16 protein-coding genes are annotated in these 16,961 nt (G+C 45.7%); all 16 read right to left on the bottom strand.

The window, feature by feature from the left end:
- Window positions 1-24: 24 nt before the first annotated feature.
- A complete protein-coding gene (argF, locus tag JO375_RS08450; RefSeq protein WP_229524044.1) occupies window positions 25-981 on the bottom strand; it encodes an ornithine carbamoyltransferase in 957 nt (318 codons plus the stop codon).
- A gap of 51 nt (window positions 982-1,032) precedes the next feature.
- Window positions 1,033-2,295: an acetylornithine transaminase gene (locus tag JO375_RS08445; protein WP_229524043.1), complete on the bottom strand. Its 1,263-nt coding sequence runs from the start codon at window positions 2,293-2,295 to the stop codon at window positions 1,033-1,035.
- A gap of 55 nt (window positions 2,296-2,350) precedes the next feature.
- Window positions 2,351-3,190: an acetylglutamate kinase gene (gene argB, locus JO375_RS08440; protein ID WP_229524042.1), complete on the bottom strand. Its 840-nt coding sequence runs from the start codon at window positions 3,188-3,190 to the stop codon at window positions 2,351-2,353.
- Between the two features lie 115 nt (window positions 3,191-3,305).
- The gene (gene argJ / locus JO375_RS08435; RefSeq protein WP_229524041.1) at window positions 3,306-4,532 is read right to left on the bottom strand and encodes a bifunctional glutamate N-acetyltransferase/amino-acid acetyltransferase ArgJ; all 1,227 of its coding nucleotides are present in this window, start codon (window positions 4,530-4,532) and stop codon (window positions 3,306-3,308) included.
- Window positions 4,533-4,638: 106 nt separating this feature from the next.
- On the bottom strand, window positions 4,639-5,688 hold the full coding sequence (gene argC / locus JO375_RS08430; protein ID WP_229524040.1) for an N-acetyl-gamma-glutamyl-phosphate reductase: 1,050 nt from the start codon (window positions 5,686-5,688) through the stop codon (window positions 4,639-4,641).
- A gap of 242 nt (window positions 5,689-5,930) precedes the next feature.
- Window positions 5,931-6,830, bottom strand: a complete 900-nt coding sequence (locus JO375_RS08425; RefSeq protein WP_229524039.1) for a YitT family protein — start codon at window positions 6,828-6,830, stop codon at window positions 5,931-5,933.
- A 99-nt stretch (window positions 6,831-6,929) separates the two neighbouring features.
- Window positions 6,930-8,043, bottom strand: a protein-coding gene (gene prfB / locus JO375_RS08420; RefSeq protein WP_229524038.1) for a peptide chain release factor 2 whose coding sequence is annotated in 2 segments (ribosomal slippage) — window positions 6,930-7,970 and window positions 7,972-8,043 — 1,113 coding nt in all. Because the reading frame shifts where the segments join, the coding sequence is not laid out codon by codon here.
- A gap of 221 nt (window positions 8,044-8,264) precedes the next feature.
- Window positions 8,265-8,405, bottom strand: a complete 141-nt coding sequence (locus JO375_RS08415) for a hypothetical protein (RefSeq protein WP_229524037.1) — start codon at window positions 8,403-8,405, stop codon at window positions 8,265-8,267.
- Window positions 8,406-8,556: 151 nt separating this feature from the next.
- Window positions 8,557-11,007 carry a preprotein translocase subunit SecA gene (gene secA, locus JO375_RS08410; protein WP_229524036.1) on the bottom strand — a complete coding sequence of 817 codons (2,451 nt, stop codon included), beginning with the start codon at window positions 11,005-11,007 and terminating at the stop codon, window positions 8,557-8,559.
- A gap of 380 nt (window positions 11,008-11,387) precedes the next feature.
- Entirely contained in the window at window positions 11,388-11,942 is a 555-nt protein-coding gene (gene hpf / locus JO375_RS08405) for a ribosome hibernation-promoting factor, HPF/YfiA family (protein ID WP_229524035.1), read from the bottom strand.
- A 341-nt stretch (window positions 11,943-12,283) separates the two neighbouring features.
- On the bottom strand, window positions 12,284-12,481 hold the full coding sequence (locus tag JO375_RS08400; RefSeq protein WP_229524034.1) for a cold shock domain-containing protein: 198 nt from the start codon (window positions 12,479-12,481) through the stop codon (window positions 12,284-12,286).
- A 324-nt stretch (window positions 12,482-12,805) separates the two neighbouring features.
- Window positions 12,806-13,144, bottom strand: a complete 339-nt coding sequence (locus JO375_RS08395) for a hypothetical protein (protein ID WP_229524033.1) — start codon at window positions 13,142-13,144, stop codon at window positions 12,806-12,808.
- 3 nt (window positions 13,145-13,147) lie between these two features.
- A complete protein-coding gene (gene fliS / locus JO375_RS08390; RefSeq protein ID WP_229524032.1) occupies window positions 13,148-13,540 on the bottom strand; it encodes a flagellar export chaperone FliS in 393 nt (130 codons plus the stop codon).
- 21 nt (window positions 13,541-13,561) lie between these two features.
- Complete coding sequence (gene fliD, locus JO375_RS08385) at window positions 13,562-15,073, bottom strand: flagellar filament capping protein FliD (RefSeq protein WP_229524031.1); 1,512 nt, start codon at window positions 15,071-15,073, stop codon at window positions 13,562-13,564.
- An 11-nt stretch (window positions 15,074-15,084) separates the two neighbouring features.
- Window positions 15,085-15,474 carry a flagellar protein FlaG gene (locus JO375_RS08380; RefSeq protein WP_229524030.1) on the bottom strand — a complete coding sequence of 130 codons (390 nt, stop codon included), beginning with the start codon at window positions 15,472-15,474 and terminating at the stop codon, window positions 15,085-15,087.
- A gap of 296 nt (window positions 15,475-15,770) precedes the next feature.
- On the bottom strand, window positions 15,771-16,961 hold the full coding sequence (locus JO375_RS08375; protein ID WP_229524029.1) for a class I SAM-dependent methyltransferase: 1,191 nt from the start codon (window positions 16,959-16,961) through the stop codon (window positions 15,771-15,773).

Genomic DNA, 16,961 nt, shown 5'->3' with positions numbered 1-16,961 from the left:
AAATGCTTCTAGCCTTTATCTTTTTTATGCCAGCAAAGCAACCAACAGTGCTTTTTGGGCATGCAAGCGATTTTCCGCTTCGTCAAAAATGACCGAATTCGGACCGTCAATTACCCCTGCGCTCACTTCTTCCCCGCGATGGGCAGGCAGACAATGCAAGAACAAATAGTCCGGCTTCGCCAGCTTGACCAGTTCCTCATTCACCTGGAAGTCGGCAAAAGCAAGCTCACGCTCCTTCTGCTCCTCCTCAAAGCCCATGCTCGCCCATACATCCGTGTAAATCGCATCCGCATCCTTTACCGCTTCTTGCGGACTTTGGGTTATAACGATTTCGCTGCCTGTCAGTTTGGCAATCTCACGGGAAGCTGCAACGACGCCCGGGTCAGGCTCGTATCCGGCAGGACTTGCTATCGACACATGCACTCCGAGCTTCGCTCCGCCGATCAAAAGAGAATGCGCCATATTGTTGCCGTCCCCGATGTAAGCCAGTTTGAGTCCTTTCAGTTTACCCTTCTGCTCATATAAGGTTTGATAATCAGCCAGAACCTGACATGGATGTGCCAAATCACTCAAACCATTGATTACAGGAATGGATGCATAACGTGCCAATTCTTCGACATTATCGTGCCCAAAGGTACGAATCATAATGCCATCCAGATAACGTGACATGACTTGCGCCATATCACTAATGGGTTCGCCGCGCCCGAGTTGAATATCATTTTTGCTTAGGAAAAGGGCATGCCCGCCCAATTGATACATCCCGACTTCAAAAGATACCCGCGTACGTGTGGAGGATTTTTCAAAAATCAGTCCAAGTGTTTTCCCCTTTAGCGGCTGATAGGTTTCTCCGTTTTTGTGCTTACGCTTGATTTCGATGGCCAGATCAATTAAATACTGAATTTCCTCTGCCCTGTAGTCATCCAGCTCAAGGAAGTCCCGGCCCTTCAAATTCACCTGGTGCAGTGCGCCGCTCTGGCTCATATTATCGTCTCCTTTTAAAATCTTCTTATCTAGGATGATTTGACATTTACACTAAGCCACATGCTCCCGAATCAATTCAGCGATAATGGCAGCAGCCTGATCAATTTCATCCTTCGTTACATACAGGTTAGGCAACAGGCGAATGACGTTCGGTCCGGCTGTAATGAACAAAATGCCCTTTTTCTGTCCTGCCAAAACAAGCTCTGCCACCGGCTCTGCGCACTCAATGCCGATCATCAAACCTTTGCCGCGGATCTCCTTTACAAAAGGAATATTTCCAAGCTGCTCTTGCAGGCTGTGGAGCAAATATTCACCCATTTCAGCCGCCCGTGCTGGCAGCTTGTCATCAATTATCGTTTCGATCGTAGCCTGAACCGCTGCCATCGCCAGCGGCGTACCGCCAAAGGTGGAGCCATGGCTGCCTGCTGTGAACGCTTCGCGCAAATATCCTTTACCCAGCATCGCGCCCACAGCGAAGCCGCTGCCCAGTCCCTTCGCCAATGTAAAGATATCCGGCTCTATACCATAATGCTCAAAAGCAAACAGCTTTCCTGTCCGTCCCATCCCTGTTTGCACCTCATCAACAATTAGCAGCAATCCATGCTCGCGGCACAGCTTCGTAATCACGTCCACAAAAGCAGGGTCTACCGGATGCATTCCGCCTTCGGCTTGCACCATTTCTAGCATAATGGCCGCCGTATTCTCATTGATGGCTGCTTCGAGCGCAGCCTGATCATGAAGCGGAATGCTTTTAAACCCGGCAGGCAGTGGCAAAAATCCCTCTTTCACTTTGTCCTGACCAGTCGCCGTCAGGGTTGCCAGTGTGCGTCCGTGAAAGGATTGCGTGAACGTAATGATTTCGTAACGGCCGTTCTGCTTCACCTTTTGGTGATAACGGCGCGCCAGCTTAATCGCTGCTTCATTCGCTTCCGCCCCGCTGTTGCAGAAGAATACAGCATCTGCGCTGCTGTTGGCAGTCAGCAAAGCCGCCGCCCGTTCCTGCCCCGGAATATGAAACAGATTGGATACATGCCACAGCTCATCGATCTGCTTTTTCAATCGCTCTGCTACAGCCTGAGGCGCATGGCCGAGATTGGTAACAGCGATGCCTGACATGAAATCCAGATAACGCTTGCCCTGATCATCCCACAGCCAGCTTCCTTGACCTTTGACCAGTGAAAGCGGGTATCTTGCATAAGTTGGAAAAAGCGAGCTTTCCGGCTGAGCCTTTGCAGACACCTTCTCTGGGTGCACTCCGATTACATCTGTGCTTGGCGATTCTTCGCTGACCAGTGTGCTCGGTTCCTTACTCATTATGTTCACGCTCCTCTTTTTTTCGTTTGGTTATTTGAGCTTCGTTATATCGCCATTACTGCATCCGCACGATGCGCGTTCCAATCGCTTCCCTGCCAAGCACACGGCTTAACACCTGGGGTTCGCTGCCGTTCACAATGACGACTTCTTTTACCTTGCCGTGAATGCAGGCAATAGCCGCTCTTACCTTCGGGATCATGCCACCGTAGATTTCGCCCGTGCTGATCATGTCTTCAATCTCCTGTACGGTGATCGATTCCAGTAACTTTTTTTCGCTACCATTCTTTTTCAAAATGCCCGGCACATCTGTAACGACGATCATCCGGCTGACCCCGAGATGAGAGGCCACCGCACCTGCTGCTGTATCTGCATTAATGTTGTAACGCTGGCCAGATCGATCAATCCCGATCGGTGCAATCACAGGCATATAGTTCATATCCAGCACACCTGCAATAATCGAAGTTTGAACGGACGTCACCTCTCCGACCCAGCCGACCTCTGCCGTATTCGGCACAGGCTTCGCTTCGATTAAATAGCCATCGCTCCCTGACAATCCCAACGCTCGGCCCCCATGCATCCCGATTCTACGCACAATCTGCTTGTTAATGCTGCCTGCCAGCACCATTTCCACGACATCCAGCACGGGTTCAGTCGTTTTGCGCAAACCGTTAATAAACTCCGTTTCGATCCCCAGCTTCGCCAGATACTCGGAAATAGCAGGACCCCCGCCATGTACAATGACAGGCTGAAGACCTTCCGACTGCAAACGGGCCAAGTCGTCAAAAAAGGAATCAGGCAGCGCAGCCAGCGTACTTCCTCCGCATTTCATCACAAAATTACGACGCGCCACTCCCGTATGGCTTGCTTGGTCTACGTGTTCCATTGCCGATTGCATATCCTCTCTCCTTTTCTCCTCTGCACACCCGTGCAATTATTGAAAATGCTTGATTCACACCAATTATCGCTTTTATCCATTCGTATCTGTTTGTTCATTCGCTTAATTCTTGTATTTATGTCCGATATGCAGCGTTAATCCGCACATAATCATAAGTCAAGTCACAGCCCCATGCCGTAGCAGCTCCGTTCCCGTGATGCAAATCAACGATGATCTGTACGGTATCTCCCCGCAAATAGGACAACGCCTCGTCTTCATCAAAAGCAACCGGACTGGATTGGCTCAGCACGATAATATCCCCCAAGCGGATGTCCACCGTATCTGGATTCACCGGCTCTCCGGCACGTCCGACGGCTGCAATAATCCGTCCCCAGTTGGCGTCTGCGCCAAAAACGGCTGACTTCACCAGACTGGACCCGATCACCGTCTTCGCTATCGCCTGGGCAGAGGCATCGCTTACCGCACCGCTCACGGACACCTCTACCAGCTTTGTAGCGCCTTCCCCGTCGCGAGCAATCGCCTTCGCCAGCTCCCGGCAGATATAGGTGAAAGCCTCGGCAAAAGCCTCCCAATCGGGATGCCCTGCATGCAGCTCGCGGTTGCCCGCCAGCCCGCTTGCCATGGCGATCAGCATATCATTCGTACTCGTATCGCCATCCACTGTAATCATATTAAAGCTGGTATCTGTTGCCTGCTTTAATAGTTGCTGAAGCGCCGCCTGCCCGATTGCTGCATCACAGGTCATAAAGGCCAGCATGGTTGCCATATTTGGATGAATCATGCCCGAGCCCTTCGCCGCCCCGGCGATGTGTACCGTCACGCCGTCCACTTCAACCGCTACACACACTTCCTTTTTCACCAAATCTGTCGTCAGGATGGCCTGGGAAAATTGCTCCGCTCCATCGATTTCCCCGTTCATACGATCAGGTAATGAGGATATGCCGCCAAGCACGCGATCCATTTTCAAGTGCTCGCCAATCACGCCAGTCGAAGCAACGGCTACATAGCTCTCCGCAACCCCCAGTTCACGGGCCGCAGCTGCACGCATAGCGTAGGCATCCCGCTCCCCCTGCTGCCCTGTGCAAGCATTGGCGTTGCCGCTATTCACCACTACCGCCTGCAATCGGCCATCCGCCAGACTCTCGCGGGTCACCTTCAGCGGTGCAGCCTGAAACACATTGGTGGTGTACACCGCAGCAGCTGTTGCCTCCACCTCGCAACGGATTGCGCCGATATCGTTGCGATCTGTATTTTTCAGCCCGCAGTGCAATCCCCCGGCTGTAAAGCCGCGTGGGGTTACGATATTGCCCCCGTTCACTACTGTAAACTCTACTTTGCCCATAATTATGTGCCCTCGTTCGCAAGCATATGGGATGTGTGACAGCCGGACTTTCATTCCTCATACTGTCTGCTGTCGTTCCCCGCAGCCTGTTGCGGTTACTTGCTACTTACGGATATACCGGTATGAAGCCCAGCCCGAGGTTCTCCTCCCATCCCATCATCAAATTTAAATTCTGAATCGCCTGTCCAGCGGCACCCTTCACGACATTATCAATGACAGAAATAATCGTAAGACGTCCGGTCCGGGCATCTGCTGAAAAACCAATATCGCAGTAATTCGAGCCAAATACTTCTTTCGTTGCCGGCCATATTCCTTCGCCGCGTACACGAACAAAAGGATGGTCTATATAATAATCCCGGTATAACCCGATAAGGTCCCGATCCGTATAATCACCTTTCAACGTGACATAGATTGTACTCATAATTCCTCGGGTCATAGGAACGAGCTGTGTCGTGAACGTGACCGTAACATCCTCGCCCGCAATATCGCCCAGAACCTGTTCAATTTCAGGAATATGCTGATGCTTGTTAACCTTGTAAGCCTTAAAGTTCTCGTTCATTTCTGCATAATGGGATGTGAGACTTGTTCCCCGCCCGGAGCCGGATACCCCTGATTTGGCATCCACAATCAGCGTCCGATGGTCGATCCAATCCGCTTTCAGGGCAGGAATAATCCCCAGCAATGTTGCCGTTGGATAGCAGCCCGGATTAGAAATAAAAGAAACACCTGCAAGTTTCTCTGCATACACCTCGCTGAGTCCGTAAACCGCTTGCTTGAGGTACTCAGGTGAAGCGGCAGGCTTTTTATACCACGCTTCATACGTTGCACCGCTTAGGAGCCTGAAATCTCCGGAAAGGTCAATGACCTTCAGGCCGGCATCAAGAAGCTGCGGTACCAATTGGGTACTAACGCCCGATGGCGTAGCTGTAAAAACCAGATCGGCCTTGGCAGCAATTTCGTGGATATCGACACCGTCCAAATCCAGCACCACAATATCCGTCAGGTGTGGAAACCCGTCACTGATCGGGGCACCCGCGCTGGACGAGGATATAACAGACACAATCTCCACCTGCGGGTGATGAACCAAAAAACGAATGAGCTCCACCCCGCCATACCCGGTGGAACCGACAATTGCCACTTTTAATTTGCTGCTCACAGACCTTCCTCCATTCCGTCTCTACGAAATATGTATTATTATACAACTCTATTTATATAAATACAATACACTCATGTAATGTTTTACCCCCAAACTTAAAAAAGCACTCCTGCCTATTCTTTTTAATAGACAAGCTATGCAAATTACCGTCCCTTTCTTGTTTAAGAAGATTGGCTCATATATTGGATAACAAAAAACCCCTCGTCTAATAAGACGGGGGCGTCCGGTAAGCCATCCTGTTTTCAGCTTTCCTTTTTGAAACCTTCACCCAGCACTTCACGCGTGTTGCTAATGATCACAAAAGCTTCCGGATCTACTGAGCGGACCAGCCTTTTAAGGCGAGTGATCTCGTTTTGTCCAACCACAACCATAAGTACAGGACGTTCTTCGTTCGTGTAACCGCCTCGTCCTGCCAGTTCTGTCAACCCACGGTCCAAGTCCTGCAAAATGGCCTGTGTGATCGTTTCCTTCTGGTTGGATATGATGTAGGCCACTTTGGAGTAGCTTAGCCCCATTTCTAGAGCATCAATGACCTTACCTGTTACAAACAGGCCAATCAATGCGTACAGTGCCCGTTCCGGTGACAGGGTAAATCCAGCCAGTGTAATCACCGTGCCATCCATGAGCATGACACAAAGAGAAAGGCTGAAGCCCGTATATTTATGAATAATTTGCGCCAAAATAGCCAATCCGCCAGTCGAGCCTCTCCCCCGAAATACGGTGCCCAATCCCAAACCGACTCCAATGCCGCCGTACAACGAAGCCAGCAGCGGGTTCGTTGTCGGAACCGCCCACTCCCTGGTCACATATACGAATAACGGCAGCATAATACTCCCCAGCAGGGAACGCAATCCGTATTTTTTTCCTAACAACAGTACCCCGGCGATAAATAGCGGAATATTCATGGCCCATTGTGTATAGGCAGGTTCCAAACGAAACAATTCCTCGCCCACGATGGACAGGCCTGATACCCCTCCGGATGCAATCCGGTTGGGAAGCAGGAACATATTAAAGGCCAGCGCTGTAATGAAGGAACCGAGTATAATCAGCAAAATATCTGTTGCGTTACGTACGGGGCCACTGGCAGCGATCAAGGGCTTGCGCCGTCTTCGGCGAGCAACGGGAGGATTCAATTGAGACATAAGTTCAAGTTCTCCTTTAATTCAAAATGCCGTATACACAAAAATTCCTACAGTCCGCAGACATCTGATCTACGGTGCTGTAGGAAAACGTACAGGCTATTATTCTGCGTCCAGCTTAATTTGACCGCGCAGGTAACCATCAATGAACGGATCGAGATCGCCATCCATGACAGCCCCTACGTTGCCTGTCTCCACGCTCGTACGATGATCCTTGACCATGCTGTATGGATGGAACACGTAGGAGCGAATTTGGCTGCCCCATGCAATATCAGACTGTTCTCCACGGATTTCGTCCAATTGCTGCTGTTGCTCTTCGATCTTGCGCTCATAGAGCTTGGAGCGAAGCATCGTCATCGCACGTTCACGGTTCTTGATCTGGGAACGTTCATTTTGGCAGGTCACCACAATACCGGTAGGCAAATGTGTAATCCGAACGGCTGAGTCGGTCGTATTAATATGCTGACCCCCCGCACCGCTGGCCCGGTACGTATCAATTTTAAGATCTTCCGTTCGAATTTCAATATCCACATCATCTGCAATTTCCGGCACCACATCACAGGAAACGAATGAGGTATGGCGACGACCGGAGGAATCAAAAGGAGAGATGCGAACAAGCCGATGTACACCCTTCTCCGCTTTGAGATAGCCGTAGGCATTATAGCCCTTGATCAGCAGTGTGACGCTCTTGATCCCGGCTTCATCACCTGCCAGATAATCCAGGGTCTCTACCTTAAAGCCCCGTTTATCAGCCCAGCGTGTATACATCCGCAGCAGCATTTGGCCCCAGTCCTGAGACTCGGTGCCGCCTGCCCCCGGGTGAAGCTCCAGAATGGCATTAAGCTTGTCATATGGCTGGTTTAAAAGCAGTTGCAGCTCAAATTCCTGCAGCTTGCTCATCAGGGCTCTGACGCTGTTTTCAATTTCTCCAGCCAGTGCTTCATCGCCTTCCTCGTCAGCCAGTTCAGCCATCATGCCCGCGTCTTCATATTCCTGACGAAGCTGTTCGTAGCTGTCTACAGAAGACTTGACAGCATTCATTTCAGCGATGACACCCTGGGCCTTTTCGTTATCATCCCAAAAATCAGGCGCGGCCATCTTTTCCTCAAAGTTCGCGATCATTTCCTGTTTGAGATCTAAGTCAAAGAGACCCCCTAAGGTTTGTTAGTTTCTTGCCTATTTCTCGTAAGTCATGTTTTACACTTGCATCAATCATGATGTCATTCTCCTTTAATATATGGTTAGGGGAGTGAAAGCGCGTTGTGAGTTACGGCTGGGTAGAGAAACGCTGCGCAAATGATTTGATCTTCCGATCGCTGTTGCAGTAAGATGCCCTGATTGAATAACACCTTTGAAAGGTGGGCATCTCACTGCAAAGGCGAACGCTGGCGCTTCTCCAGATTCAAATCCTTCGCTCCGCTATCGACCGCCGTAAAGTTAAACGGCTTTTACATAGCCGGCTCTGGTTATGTGAGCCGGATTCACTGCTGAATTGACTGACAAACAAGCAGGCCCCTGCTTGTTTGTCATAATTTTTTTACCTACGAAGACAACCTTGGCGAGTTTAGGAATACTCAACTCTTCCTCCAACATATAGGGATAGCTAGATATTCAAGTTGCCCCTGTATGGCGCAAAAATGGCCGACGGTCAGTAATTGTACTGCCGCCTGCCATTATATGCATTACAGAGAATGTTGTAACTCTAAAAAATATCCCGTCATTCAATTCACTATCTTCTGCGTGGGCGCGCAGGGGCGGATTTCTTTTTAGGTGCAGCAGGTTCGCCACTCGTCGAAATCTTATCTTCATCAACGACAGCCTGACGCTCTTGATTGGATTCAATTTGTGCCTTCATGATGTATGTCGAAACTTCCTCCTGGATGCTGGCGATCATCGCATGGAACATTTCGAAGCCTTCAAATTGGTATTCGCGCAGCGGGTCTGTACCGCCGTAAGCACGCAAGTGAATACCTTGACGCAATTGATCCATAGCATCAATATGATTCATCCATTTGCTATCAACCGCACGCAGTACGATGACTTTCTCGAACTCGCGTACCATATCTTCGCCAATCATTTCTTCACGGCTGTGGTATCTGTCGGTAACTTTCTCGAAGATCATTTCGACCATCTCTTCTTTTTCCTTGCCCCACAGATCGTCACGAGTAAGTGTATTTTCCTCAAGCAGGTTGTTATTCACATACTCTGCTACTTCTTCAAGCTCCCAGTTTTCAGGAATATCATCACTGCAATGTGCTTCCACCACACGCTCAATGACAGGCTTGATCATATCAAACACAATTTCCTTAATGTTCTCCGATTCCAGCACTTCACGGCGCTGTTTGTAAATAATAGCACGCTGCTGGTTCATGACATCATCATACTGGAGAACGATTTTACGCTGGTCAAAGTTGTTGCCTTCGACACGTTTTTGCGCTGATTCGATAGCACGTGTAATCATGCGGCTTTCGATAGGCTGGTCTTCCTCGAAGCCCAGGCGCTCCATCATATTCAGTACGTTATCCGCACCAAAACGCTTCATCAACTCATCGCCGAGTGACAAGTAAAACTGTGTGGACCCTGGATCACCCTGACGTCCCGCACGTCCGCGAAGCTGATTATCGATCCGACGGGATTCATGGCGCTCTGTACCGATGATGTGCAAGCCACCGAGTTCCGCCACACCTTCACCTAGTACGATATCAGTACCACGTCCAGCCATATTGGTAGCGATGGTTACCGCTCCAGCTTCGCCAGCGTGGGAAATAATTTCAGCTTCCTCAGCATGATACTTGGCGTTAAGCACTTTATGACGGACGCCTTTGCGTTTCAGCATGTCAGAAAGCATCTCCGAGTTTTCAATAGAAACTGTACCTACCAATACCGGTTGGTTCTTTTTGTTACGCTCCAGAATTTCATCCACCACTGCATGGAATTTACCCTTCACGCTCTTGTATACCACGTCAGGCATATCTACACGCTGATTCGGCCGATTCGTTGGAATTTGGAGCACTTCCAGACCATATATTTTTTTGAATTCTTCTTCTTCTGTTTTCGCTGTACCCGTCATACCCGCTAATTTGCGGTACATACGGAAGTAGTTTTGGAAGGTAATCGTCGCCAGCGTCATGCTTTCGTTCTGTACGACGATATTTTCCTTCGCTTCAATGGCCTGGTGCAAGCCATCGCTGTAACGACGTCCGGCCATCAGACGGCCTGTGAACTCATCGACGATCAGGACTTCACCATCAGCTACGACATAATCCACATCAAGGCGCATAATAGCGTTAGCCTTTAATGCTTGTACAATGTGATGGTTGATCGTTACGCTTTCCTGGTCATACAGATTGTCCAGACCAAAGAAATTTTCAGCTTTGGATACACCGTTTTCGGTCAAGGCAACGGACTTTATCTTGATATCCAGCGTGTAATCCTCTTCGACATTCAAGCTCTTCACAAAACGGTCAGCTGCGAAATACAGCTCTGTCGATTTTTGAGCTTGTCCTGAAATAATCAATGGTGTTCGAGCTTCATCGACGAGAATGGAATCCACTTCATCAATAATACAGAAGTACAACGGCCGCTGTACCATCTGCTCTTTGTAAAGCACCATATTATCACGCAAGTAATCGAATCCGAACTCGTTGTTCGTGCCGTACGTAATGTCACAAGCGTATGCTTCCTGTTTGGCTTCATGATCCATATTCGCCAGGTTAAGCCCTACAGACAGACCCAGGAAGTTATAGATTTGTCCCATTTCCGCGCTGTCACGCTGTGCCAAGTAATCATTGACCGTAACCACATGCACGCCTTTGCCCAGCAGGGCATTCAAATAAACCGGCAGCGTACCTACCAGTGTTTTACCTTCACCGGTTTTCATTTCGGCAATCTTGCCTTCATGCAGCGCAATACCGCCGAGCATCTGAACATCATAATGACGTTTGCCCAGCACACGCTTGGACGCTTCGCGAACGGTTGCAAAAGCTTCCGGCAGAATTTCTTCAATCGCCGCACCTTGTTCAAGCCGCTCTCTAAACTCTACCGTCTTCGCTTTAAGTTCCTCGTCCGAGAGCTTCTCAAAATCCGGCTCTATTTTATTGATCAGTTCAACCGTCTTCATTAAACGTTTGACATCACGTTCGTTTGTATCACCAAAAATTTTCTTGACAAGTCCTAGCATGGTTTACCCCTTTCACGCAAAACAATTAATTAATAGAATCAATTTCACAATAAGAAAGGGTCCATGATGAAATTGATTCCTGATATGTTTGACAGGCCCGGCTATACCAGCCCATCATGCGATGTTCTTTGCATAAATTGTAACAGTTTGTAGGACATGCCGCAACACAAGTAGCCTCTAGAATTGCATCCGGTTAAAGATACAGAGCAATTGACGCAAGAAAGACACATATAAAAGAGCCTTACCCCGCCAGATTCGCAAGGATAAGGCTCGTCGTTATTATCATTTTCCCTAATATCCATAAAACATGCTTTAATCGGATAAGTACTATTCACTTTAAAATATAAATCACTTTAAAATTCAAAGCTTCTGCTTTTGGGCTATTCCCGTTCGATCAGACCATACTTACCGTCATTGCGTTTGTAAACCACGCTGACCTCTTCGTTATCGATATTGGCAAATACGAAGAAATTATGTCCAACCATGTTCATTTGAAGAATAGCTTCTTCCACATCCATAGGCTTCAATAAGAAACGCTTGGTGCGAACGACCTCTAGCTCATCCAATTCTTCATCCTCAGCTACAGCTACGCCGCCTGCCGGATCTTCCACAAAAAGTGTTTTTAAACTGCCTTTTTGACGGAATTTTCGGTTCAGCTTTGTTTTGTTCTTGCGGATTTGCCGCTCAAGCTTGTCTACCACGGCATCAATGGACGCATACATGTCATCGCTTTCGTCTTCGGCACGGAGTACAAGCCCCGGCAAAGGAATGGTTACTTCTACAGTGTGTAAATCTCTGGTTGTGCTTAACGTCACACTTCCGTCAGATTTCGGGGATGCATCGAAATACTTCTCAAGTCTGCTGAATTTCTTATCAACGTAGTCCTTCAAAGCGTCGGTAACCTCGATCTGTTGACCTCGTACTGTTAAGTTCATAGGGCACGCCTCCTTTGCTCCTTCATTATAGCACATTTGTTAACGCCAAGTAAAAGAAACACCCGATATTTTCGAAGCTTTTTTACAAATTTCTATTTTTCGTTTAAACGCATCAGGTAACCTCATCCTTGGAGGTCGTGTTTAAAATCAGCCCGCCGATTATGCTCCAACGGAGCCGTCATGAACCCGGATAGCTTGGGAATTGACGATGGTTTAATGACTCTTTTTATGTATTTAGAGAAAATAAAAAACCCTTGGAATATATTCCAAGGGCAGTTGCTAGCGTGTTCTCCATTGCTAACCATCTTACCAATTATGTAGGTCGGCTATGCCGGGGATGATTACAGTTTGGTTACGTTAGCGGCTTGTGGTCCACGTGCGCCTTCAACGATATCGAATTCCACGTCTTGTCCTTCTTCAAGTGTTTTGAAGCCTTCCGATTGAATTGCGGAAAAATGTACAAATACGTCGCCGCCGTCGGCAGTTTCAATAAAACCATAACCCTTTTCTGCATTGAACCATTTTACTTTACCTTGCATGCACTAACATTCCCTTCGTCATCAAATGAAGTGAAGCTCTCGCCCACATTTCCGACTATACCATCCAAACTTATCCATTGTCAATTGGAATTGATAAGGTTTCCATGTATAGTTATTCCATATATAATACAATGGCTAAGTAGTCAATAACTAAAAGCTCTTGTCTAATCATATATTAAACTAATTTTTAGTGCCTGAAATAAGAACTTGATAGTTTTTTCGTTTTTGAGCATCTTTTTCTTTGAATTCATTAGATACTTTCATAAAATGTTAAAAAGGCTCTCACCCACACCGTAAAACGTGTTGGAAGAGAGCTTTTAACATTTATTTTCTACGATCCATTAAAATGCTGTCAGGCGTATAGTTAGTTTCATAGGCACTGCGTTGCGATTTGGCCGCTTTCCGCTGGACAAGCCATTTTTGGGCTTCCTGTTTTAGCGATTGCATGTGCTGGTTAATCATTGCATCATAACTTAGAATATATTCTAATTTCTGTTTCTGCTCCGCTGTCATGGTGGTATTTTCCAAGGCATTCAACAGTTGATCTACCTTCATTTGGCGAACTTCGACAAAAATCTCAACTTCCTTATAAGTTGTCTCACTCAGTCGAAGTATAAATTTCTCAGTCAGTTGCTCCAATTGGGATAAGGCTTCATTAAGCATAGCTTATTGTTCCTGAGACAATGACATGCCTGCTGTCAGCTTGTTTACTGTAATCCAAGTTTCACGCAACTCTTGCAAATAACCCAGCACTTCTTCACCTGTCTCAATCTTCTTCTTGATATTGGTTTGAATCAATAAATAGTTCATATACTCATATAAAGCATATAAACTTTTGGAAATATCATACGAGTAGTTTAAGGTGGACATTAGCTCACTAATGATGGTTTGTGCTTTGCCGAGGTTCATGTTGGCTTTAGGAATATCATCTGATGATATCCCCTCAAGACCAGCCTTTACAAAACGAATAGCTCCATCATACAACATGATAACAAGTTGTCCCGGAGTCGAAGTCTGCACCGAGGACTGTTTATATTTTTCATGAGGAGATGAAATCAAAGCCGATCACCCTTTTCTTTACTATTTTAAAAAGTTTGCAAAACTGGATGACTGTGACTGATATTTAGTCATAGCTTTCTCCATTGCCGAAAATTGCTGGTAATAACGGTTTTCTGCATTATCAAGTTGCTTTGTCATCTCTGTAATACTTCTATTATAGTCCTTAAGTTGCTTTTCCATTATACTTTCAGATTTCAAAGTCATAGTAGCATTAGTGTCAAATTTTGACGTACCCACTTTTTTCACTAACATGTCTAACGTAGTATCAAGCTTACTTCTTAGTTCGCTAAAGACCGGCTTGCTGTTTATATCAGCAGAAGACCCAGTGAATATATTCAAAACCTTATCCGGATTTGTCGTCAAAGCTGCCTTCAGCTTTTCTTCGTCAATTTCCAGTTTACCATTTTCGTAGTATTGGCCTGTAGTAATACCGACCGAACTCAGATCCCCTAATTTACTGGAAATAACTGTTCGCATAGAAGACACAGCAGCACTTAAAATGGTATCATTTTTGAGAAGGCCGCTTTTGGCCTTTTCTTCCCACTGCTTAATTTCATCTTCCTTCATATCTTTCTTCTGGTCTGCTGTCAATGGTGGAAAACCGCGGTACTTTTGTTCGCTTACTTTTTTATTTAATGTACTTAATAGGTCATTATAAGTATCTACAAAAGATTTAATCGTCTCCAAAGCTTTTGCAGGATCGGATTGGGTAGTTATTTTAGCCGGTCCTGTGGCCCCCGTAGTCTCTAACAGAGTAAGTTTTACCCCATTCACCGTAAGGGAATCTCCATCAGGAGTGTATGTTTTAGAACTTGAGTCTGTCGTATTGGTTACTATAACTTCGCCCTTCTCGGCCATTTTGACATCAGCAGAACCAATTTGAAATAAATCCATTAGCGTACTGCTTTTAACTTGCTTGTCAGCACCCGTCAATTTGATATTGTTACTTTCTCCATATTCTTTTGCTGTAATAGAGAATTTTCCACTAATTTCATCAAAGGATGCAGTTACGTTCGCCCCTTCTGAATTAATTCGACCGATAACGTCTGAAATTTTATCCGTTTTAAGGAATGTAATGGTTTTATCATTGATGTTTAACTCATAAGTATCAGACGCACCGCTACCTGCAATTTGCTCCAGGGTTGTATCTTTAGTCGCATCAGCCGTACTGCTTCCAGCAGTACGTAGACCTGTAGCAGTCTGCATATTGGACTTTGTTGCCAACTTGTTAACGACCACTGACATAGGTGTAGAGCTGGCAGTGGCACTAGCTTCAGCTTTAATTGCCGTGGTGTTGCCTGTTACTGTGGATAGTTGTGTGTTCATTGCACTCGAATTGTTCATATTTTTAGTACTAATTTTATCTCTAAACTGAACAATTTTACTATTCAGTTCACGATAACTATCACGTGTCCATTCCAACGTCTGTTTTTGTTGATTCAGCTTGTCTAACGGTACCCTTTTGACAGTCATTAAAGACTTAACCATACTATCTATATCCATTCCTGAGAATCCGTTTATACGTGTTGGCATTGTAATACCCCCTATATTTTTTCGTCTATAAGAATCCCTGCAATTTCCATCATCTTTGCCACTAAATCAAGCGTTTTTTCAGGTGGGATTTCCCGAATCAATTCTCCGGTATCTTTATTAAGGACTTTGACCAAAATCTGATGTGTTTTTTCATGTACACTCATTTCCAACGTCGTTGTAGGACCCTGAAGAGCCTTAACAGCTTTATCTATTGCCTTGATGAGTTGCTCATCTCCCATAGAAATCGGGAGACCTTCCCTTTCAAGCCTGGTTAGCTCTGCTTGACTTTTCACCGCTTGTATCTGTTGGCTGTCCTGATTGGCTAAAGCCTCGCTATGATGACTTATCCCTCCTGCATTATCACTCACCGCGTTCATCGAAAGAGAGAACTGTAGATTCATCTTGCAACCTCCGATGGGATTATTTATTATATTTATCGGTTAGCGAGGTTTGATATTGAATAAAAAAAAATATTTTTCAACCATTTCATACATAAGATGATTTAAGCTCTAAGCAAACCATGATAAGGAAAATGCTAAAATCTGAACCAAGGGGATTGTTGGCAACTTTATTCGGGTGGAGAGATAATACTACAGATTACCACATAAAGTTCTCCTACCTAGTACCCGTTATCCAAAACAAACCCATTGAAGCATTTTCTCGTCCAGTTCGCTGCTCTGTTCTTTTTCTCATAAAGTCATTCTTGCTCAGTACACCAAGTTTCAATATCAACGATTCTTATATTAAGTCCTTTATGTTCAACTATTCTCATGATTTCATCTATATAATTGGAATTTGTAACAATAACTGTTGATAATTTATTGTTTTCCAAACTTTCAATTCCAATTATCTTATGCCCTGTTCCAGGTATATAATTGCCTACCTTGTTGGGATTTACATCTATTACACAATCAATATATTTCAATTCCGGGTCAATTAAATTCAAAAATGTTACTCCTTTGGCACCTGCCCCCCATATTGCAGTTTTTCCTCCTCTAGAGTATATAGAAATCTGCTCCAATGCTCTGCGTTTCCACTCAAATTCATTTTTAGAAAACACGATACTACTTGAGTCAATATTTTGTGTGTATGACGAACTTGGCAATTCCCCAGTATCTTCCGCAGGCCTAGCTTCCAGCCACAAATATTGACCATTAAAGATGTGATCTATGCTTACAATCTCAAACCCGGCCAGTTCAAATGCCCTGGAAATCGATTTCCTGTTAAAATATGAACAATGCTCATAAAAAAAATCAAACATAACTTTATTCTCAAAAATCCATTCAACACATGGCGTCTCAAAAAACACTCTGGCATTAGGGGAGTGAATCAATGCTTTTCTAATAGATTTAAGTAGCATCACTGGTTCAGAAATATGTTCAATAACATGCCGACAAAGAACGACATCTGCTTTGATATGGACACTATCTTCATTGTATAGTTTCTTTTCAAATCTCAATTTTCCATCGAGATCCACTTCAGGCCCAATGTAACTTGGGTCAAATCCATATCCAAAATTGTTTCCTGCCTCAACTACTTTTTTTAGGAATCCTCCTTTCCCACAACCAACTTCTACTACATTGAGATTACTTACGCCTTTTTTCGTAACAAGTGTATCCACCAGATCATTTAAATAACTATTAAAATACGACGAGTACGACTGTGTATTCTCGTATTCACTGCTATACACAACTTTGCTTGTATCAAACAGGCTATTATATACAAATCCACATTCCATGCACTCCAAAATTTTCAAGTCGCCTCTTGGAATTTGTCTTGCATCTTCAAAGTTATTGATCAACAAATTCTGGTACACGGGAATATTGCTACGAGTTAGTACATCGTTTAAACTTGATGACTGACAAATTGGACAATGATTATTCCTCAC

The sequence above is a fragment of the Paenibacillus farraposensis genome (assembly GCF_020736845.1).
Classification (GTDB): domain Bacteria; phylum Bacillota; class Bacilli; order Paenibacillales; family Paenibacillaceae; genus Paenibacillus; species Paenibacillus farraposensis.
This window is presented reverse-complemented; position numbering and strand designations above follow the sequence as displayed.

Excerpts from the sequence above, each read along its gene's own strand:
- argF (WP_229524044.1), bottom strand. The coding sequence starts at position 981 with ATGAGCCAGAGCGGCGCACTGCACCAGGTGAATTTGAAGGGCCGGGAC.
- JO375_RS08445 (WP_229524043.1), bottom strand. The coding sequence starts at position 2,295 with ATGAGTAAGGAACCGAGCACACTGGTCAGCGAAGAATCGCCAAGCACA.
- argB (WP_229524042.1), bottom strand. The coding sequence starts at position 3,190 with ATGCAATCGGCAATGGAACACGTAGACCAAGCAAGCCATACGGGAGTG.
- argJ (WP_229524041.1), bottom strand. The coding sequence starts at position 4,532 with ATGGGCAAAGTAGAGTTTACAGTAGTGAACGGGGGCAATATCGTAACC.
- JO375_RS08425 (WP_229524039.1), bottom strand. The coding sequence starts at position 6,830 with ATGTCTCAATTGAATCCTCCCGTTGCTCGCCGAAGACGGCGCAAGCCC.
- secA (WP_229524036.1), bottom strand. The coding sequence starts at position 11,007 with ATGCTAGGACTTGTCAAGAAAATTTTTGGTGATACAAACGAACGTGAT.
- hpf (WP_229524035.1), bottom strand. The coding sequence starts at position 11,942 with ATGAACTTAACAGTACGAGGTCAACAGATCGAGGTTACCGACGCTTTG.
- JO375_RS08400 (WP_229524034.1), bottom strand. The coding sequence starts at position 12,481 with ATGCAAGGTAAAGTAAAATGGTTCAATGCAGAAAAGGGTTATGGTTTT.
- JO375_RS08395 (WP_229524033.1), bottom strand. The coding sequence starts at position 13,144 with ATGCTTAATGAAGCCTTATCCCAATTGGAGCAACTGACTGAGAAATTT.
- fliD (WP_229524031.1), bottom strand. The coding sequence starts at position 15,073 with ATGCCAACACGTATAAACGGATTCTCAGGAATGGATATAGATAGTATG.
- JO375_RS08380 (WP_229524030.1), bottom strand. The coding sequence starts at position 15,474 with ATGAATCTACAGTTCTCTCTTTCGATGAACGCGGTGAGTGATAATGCA.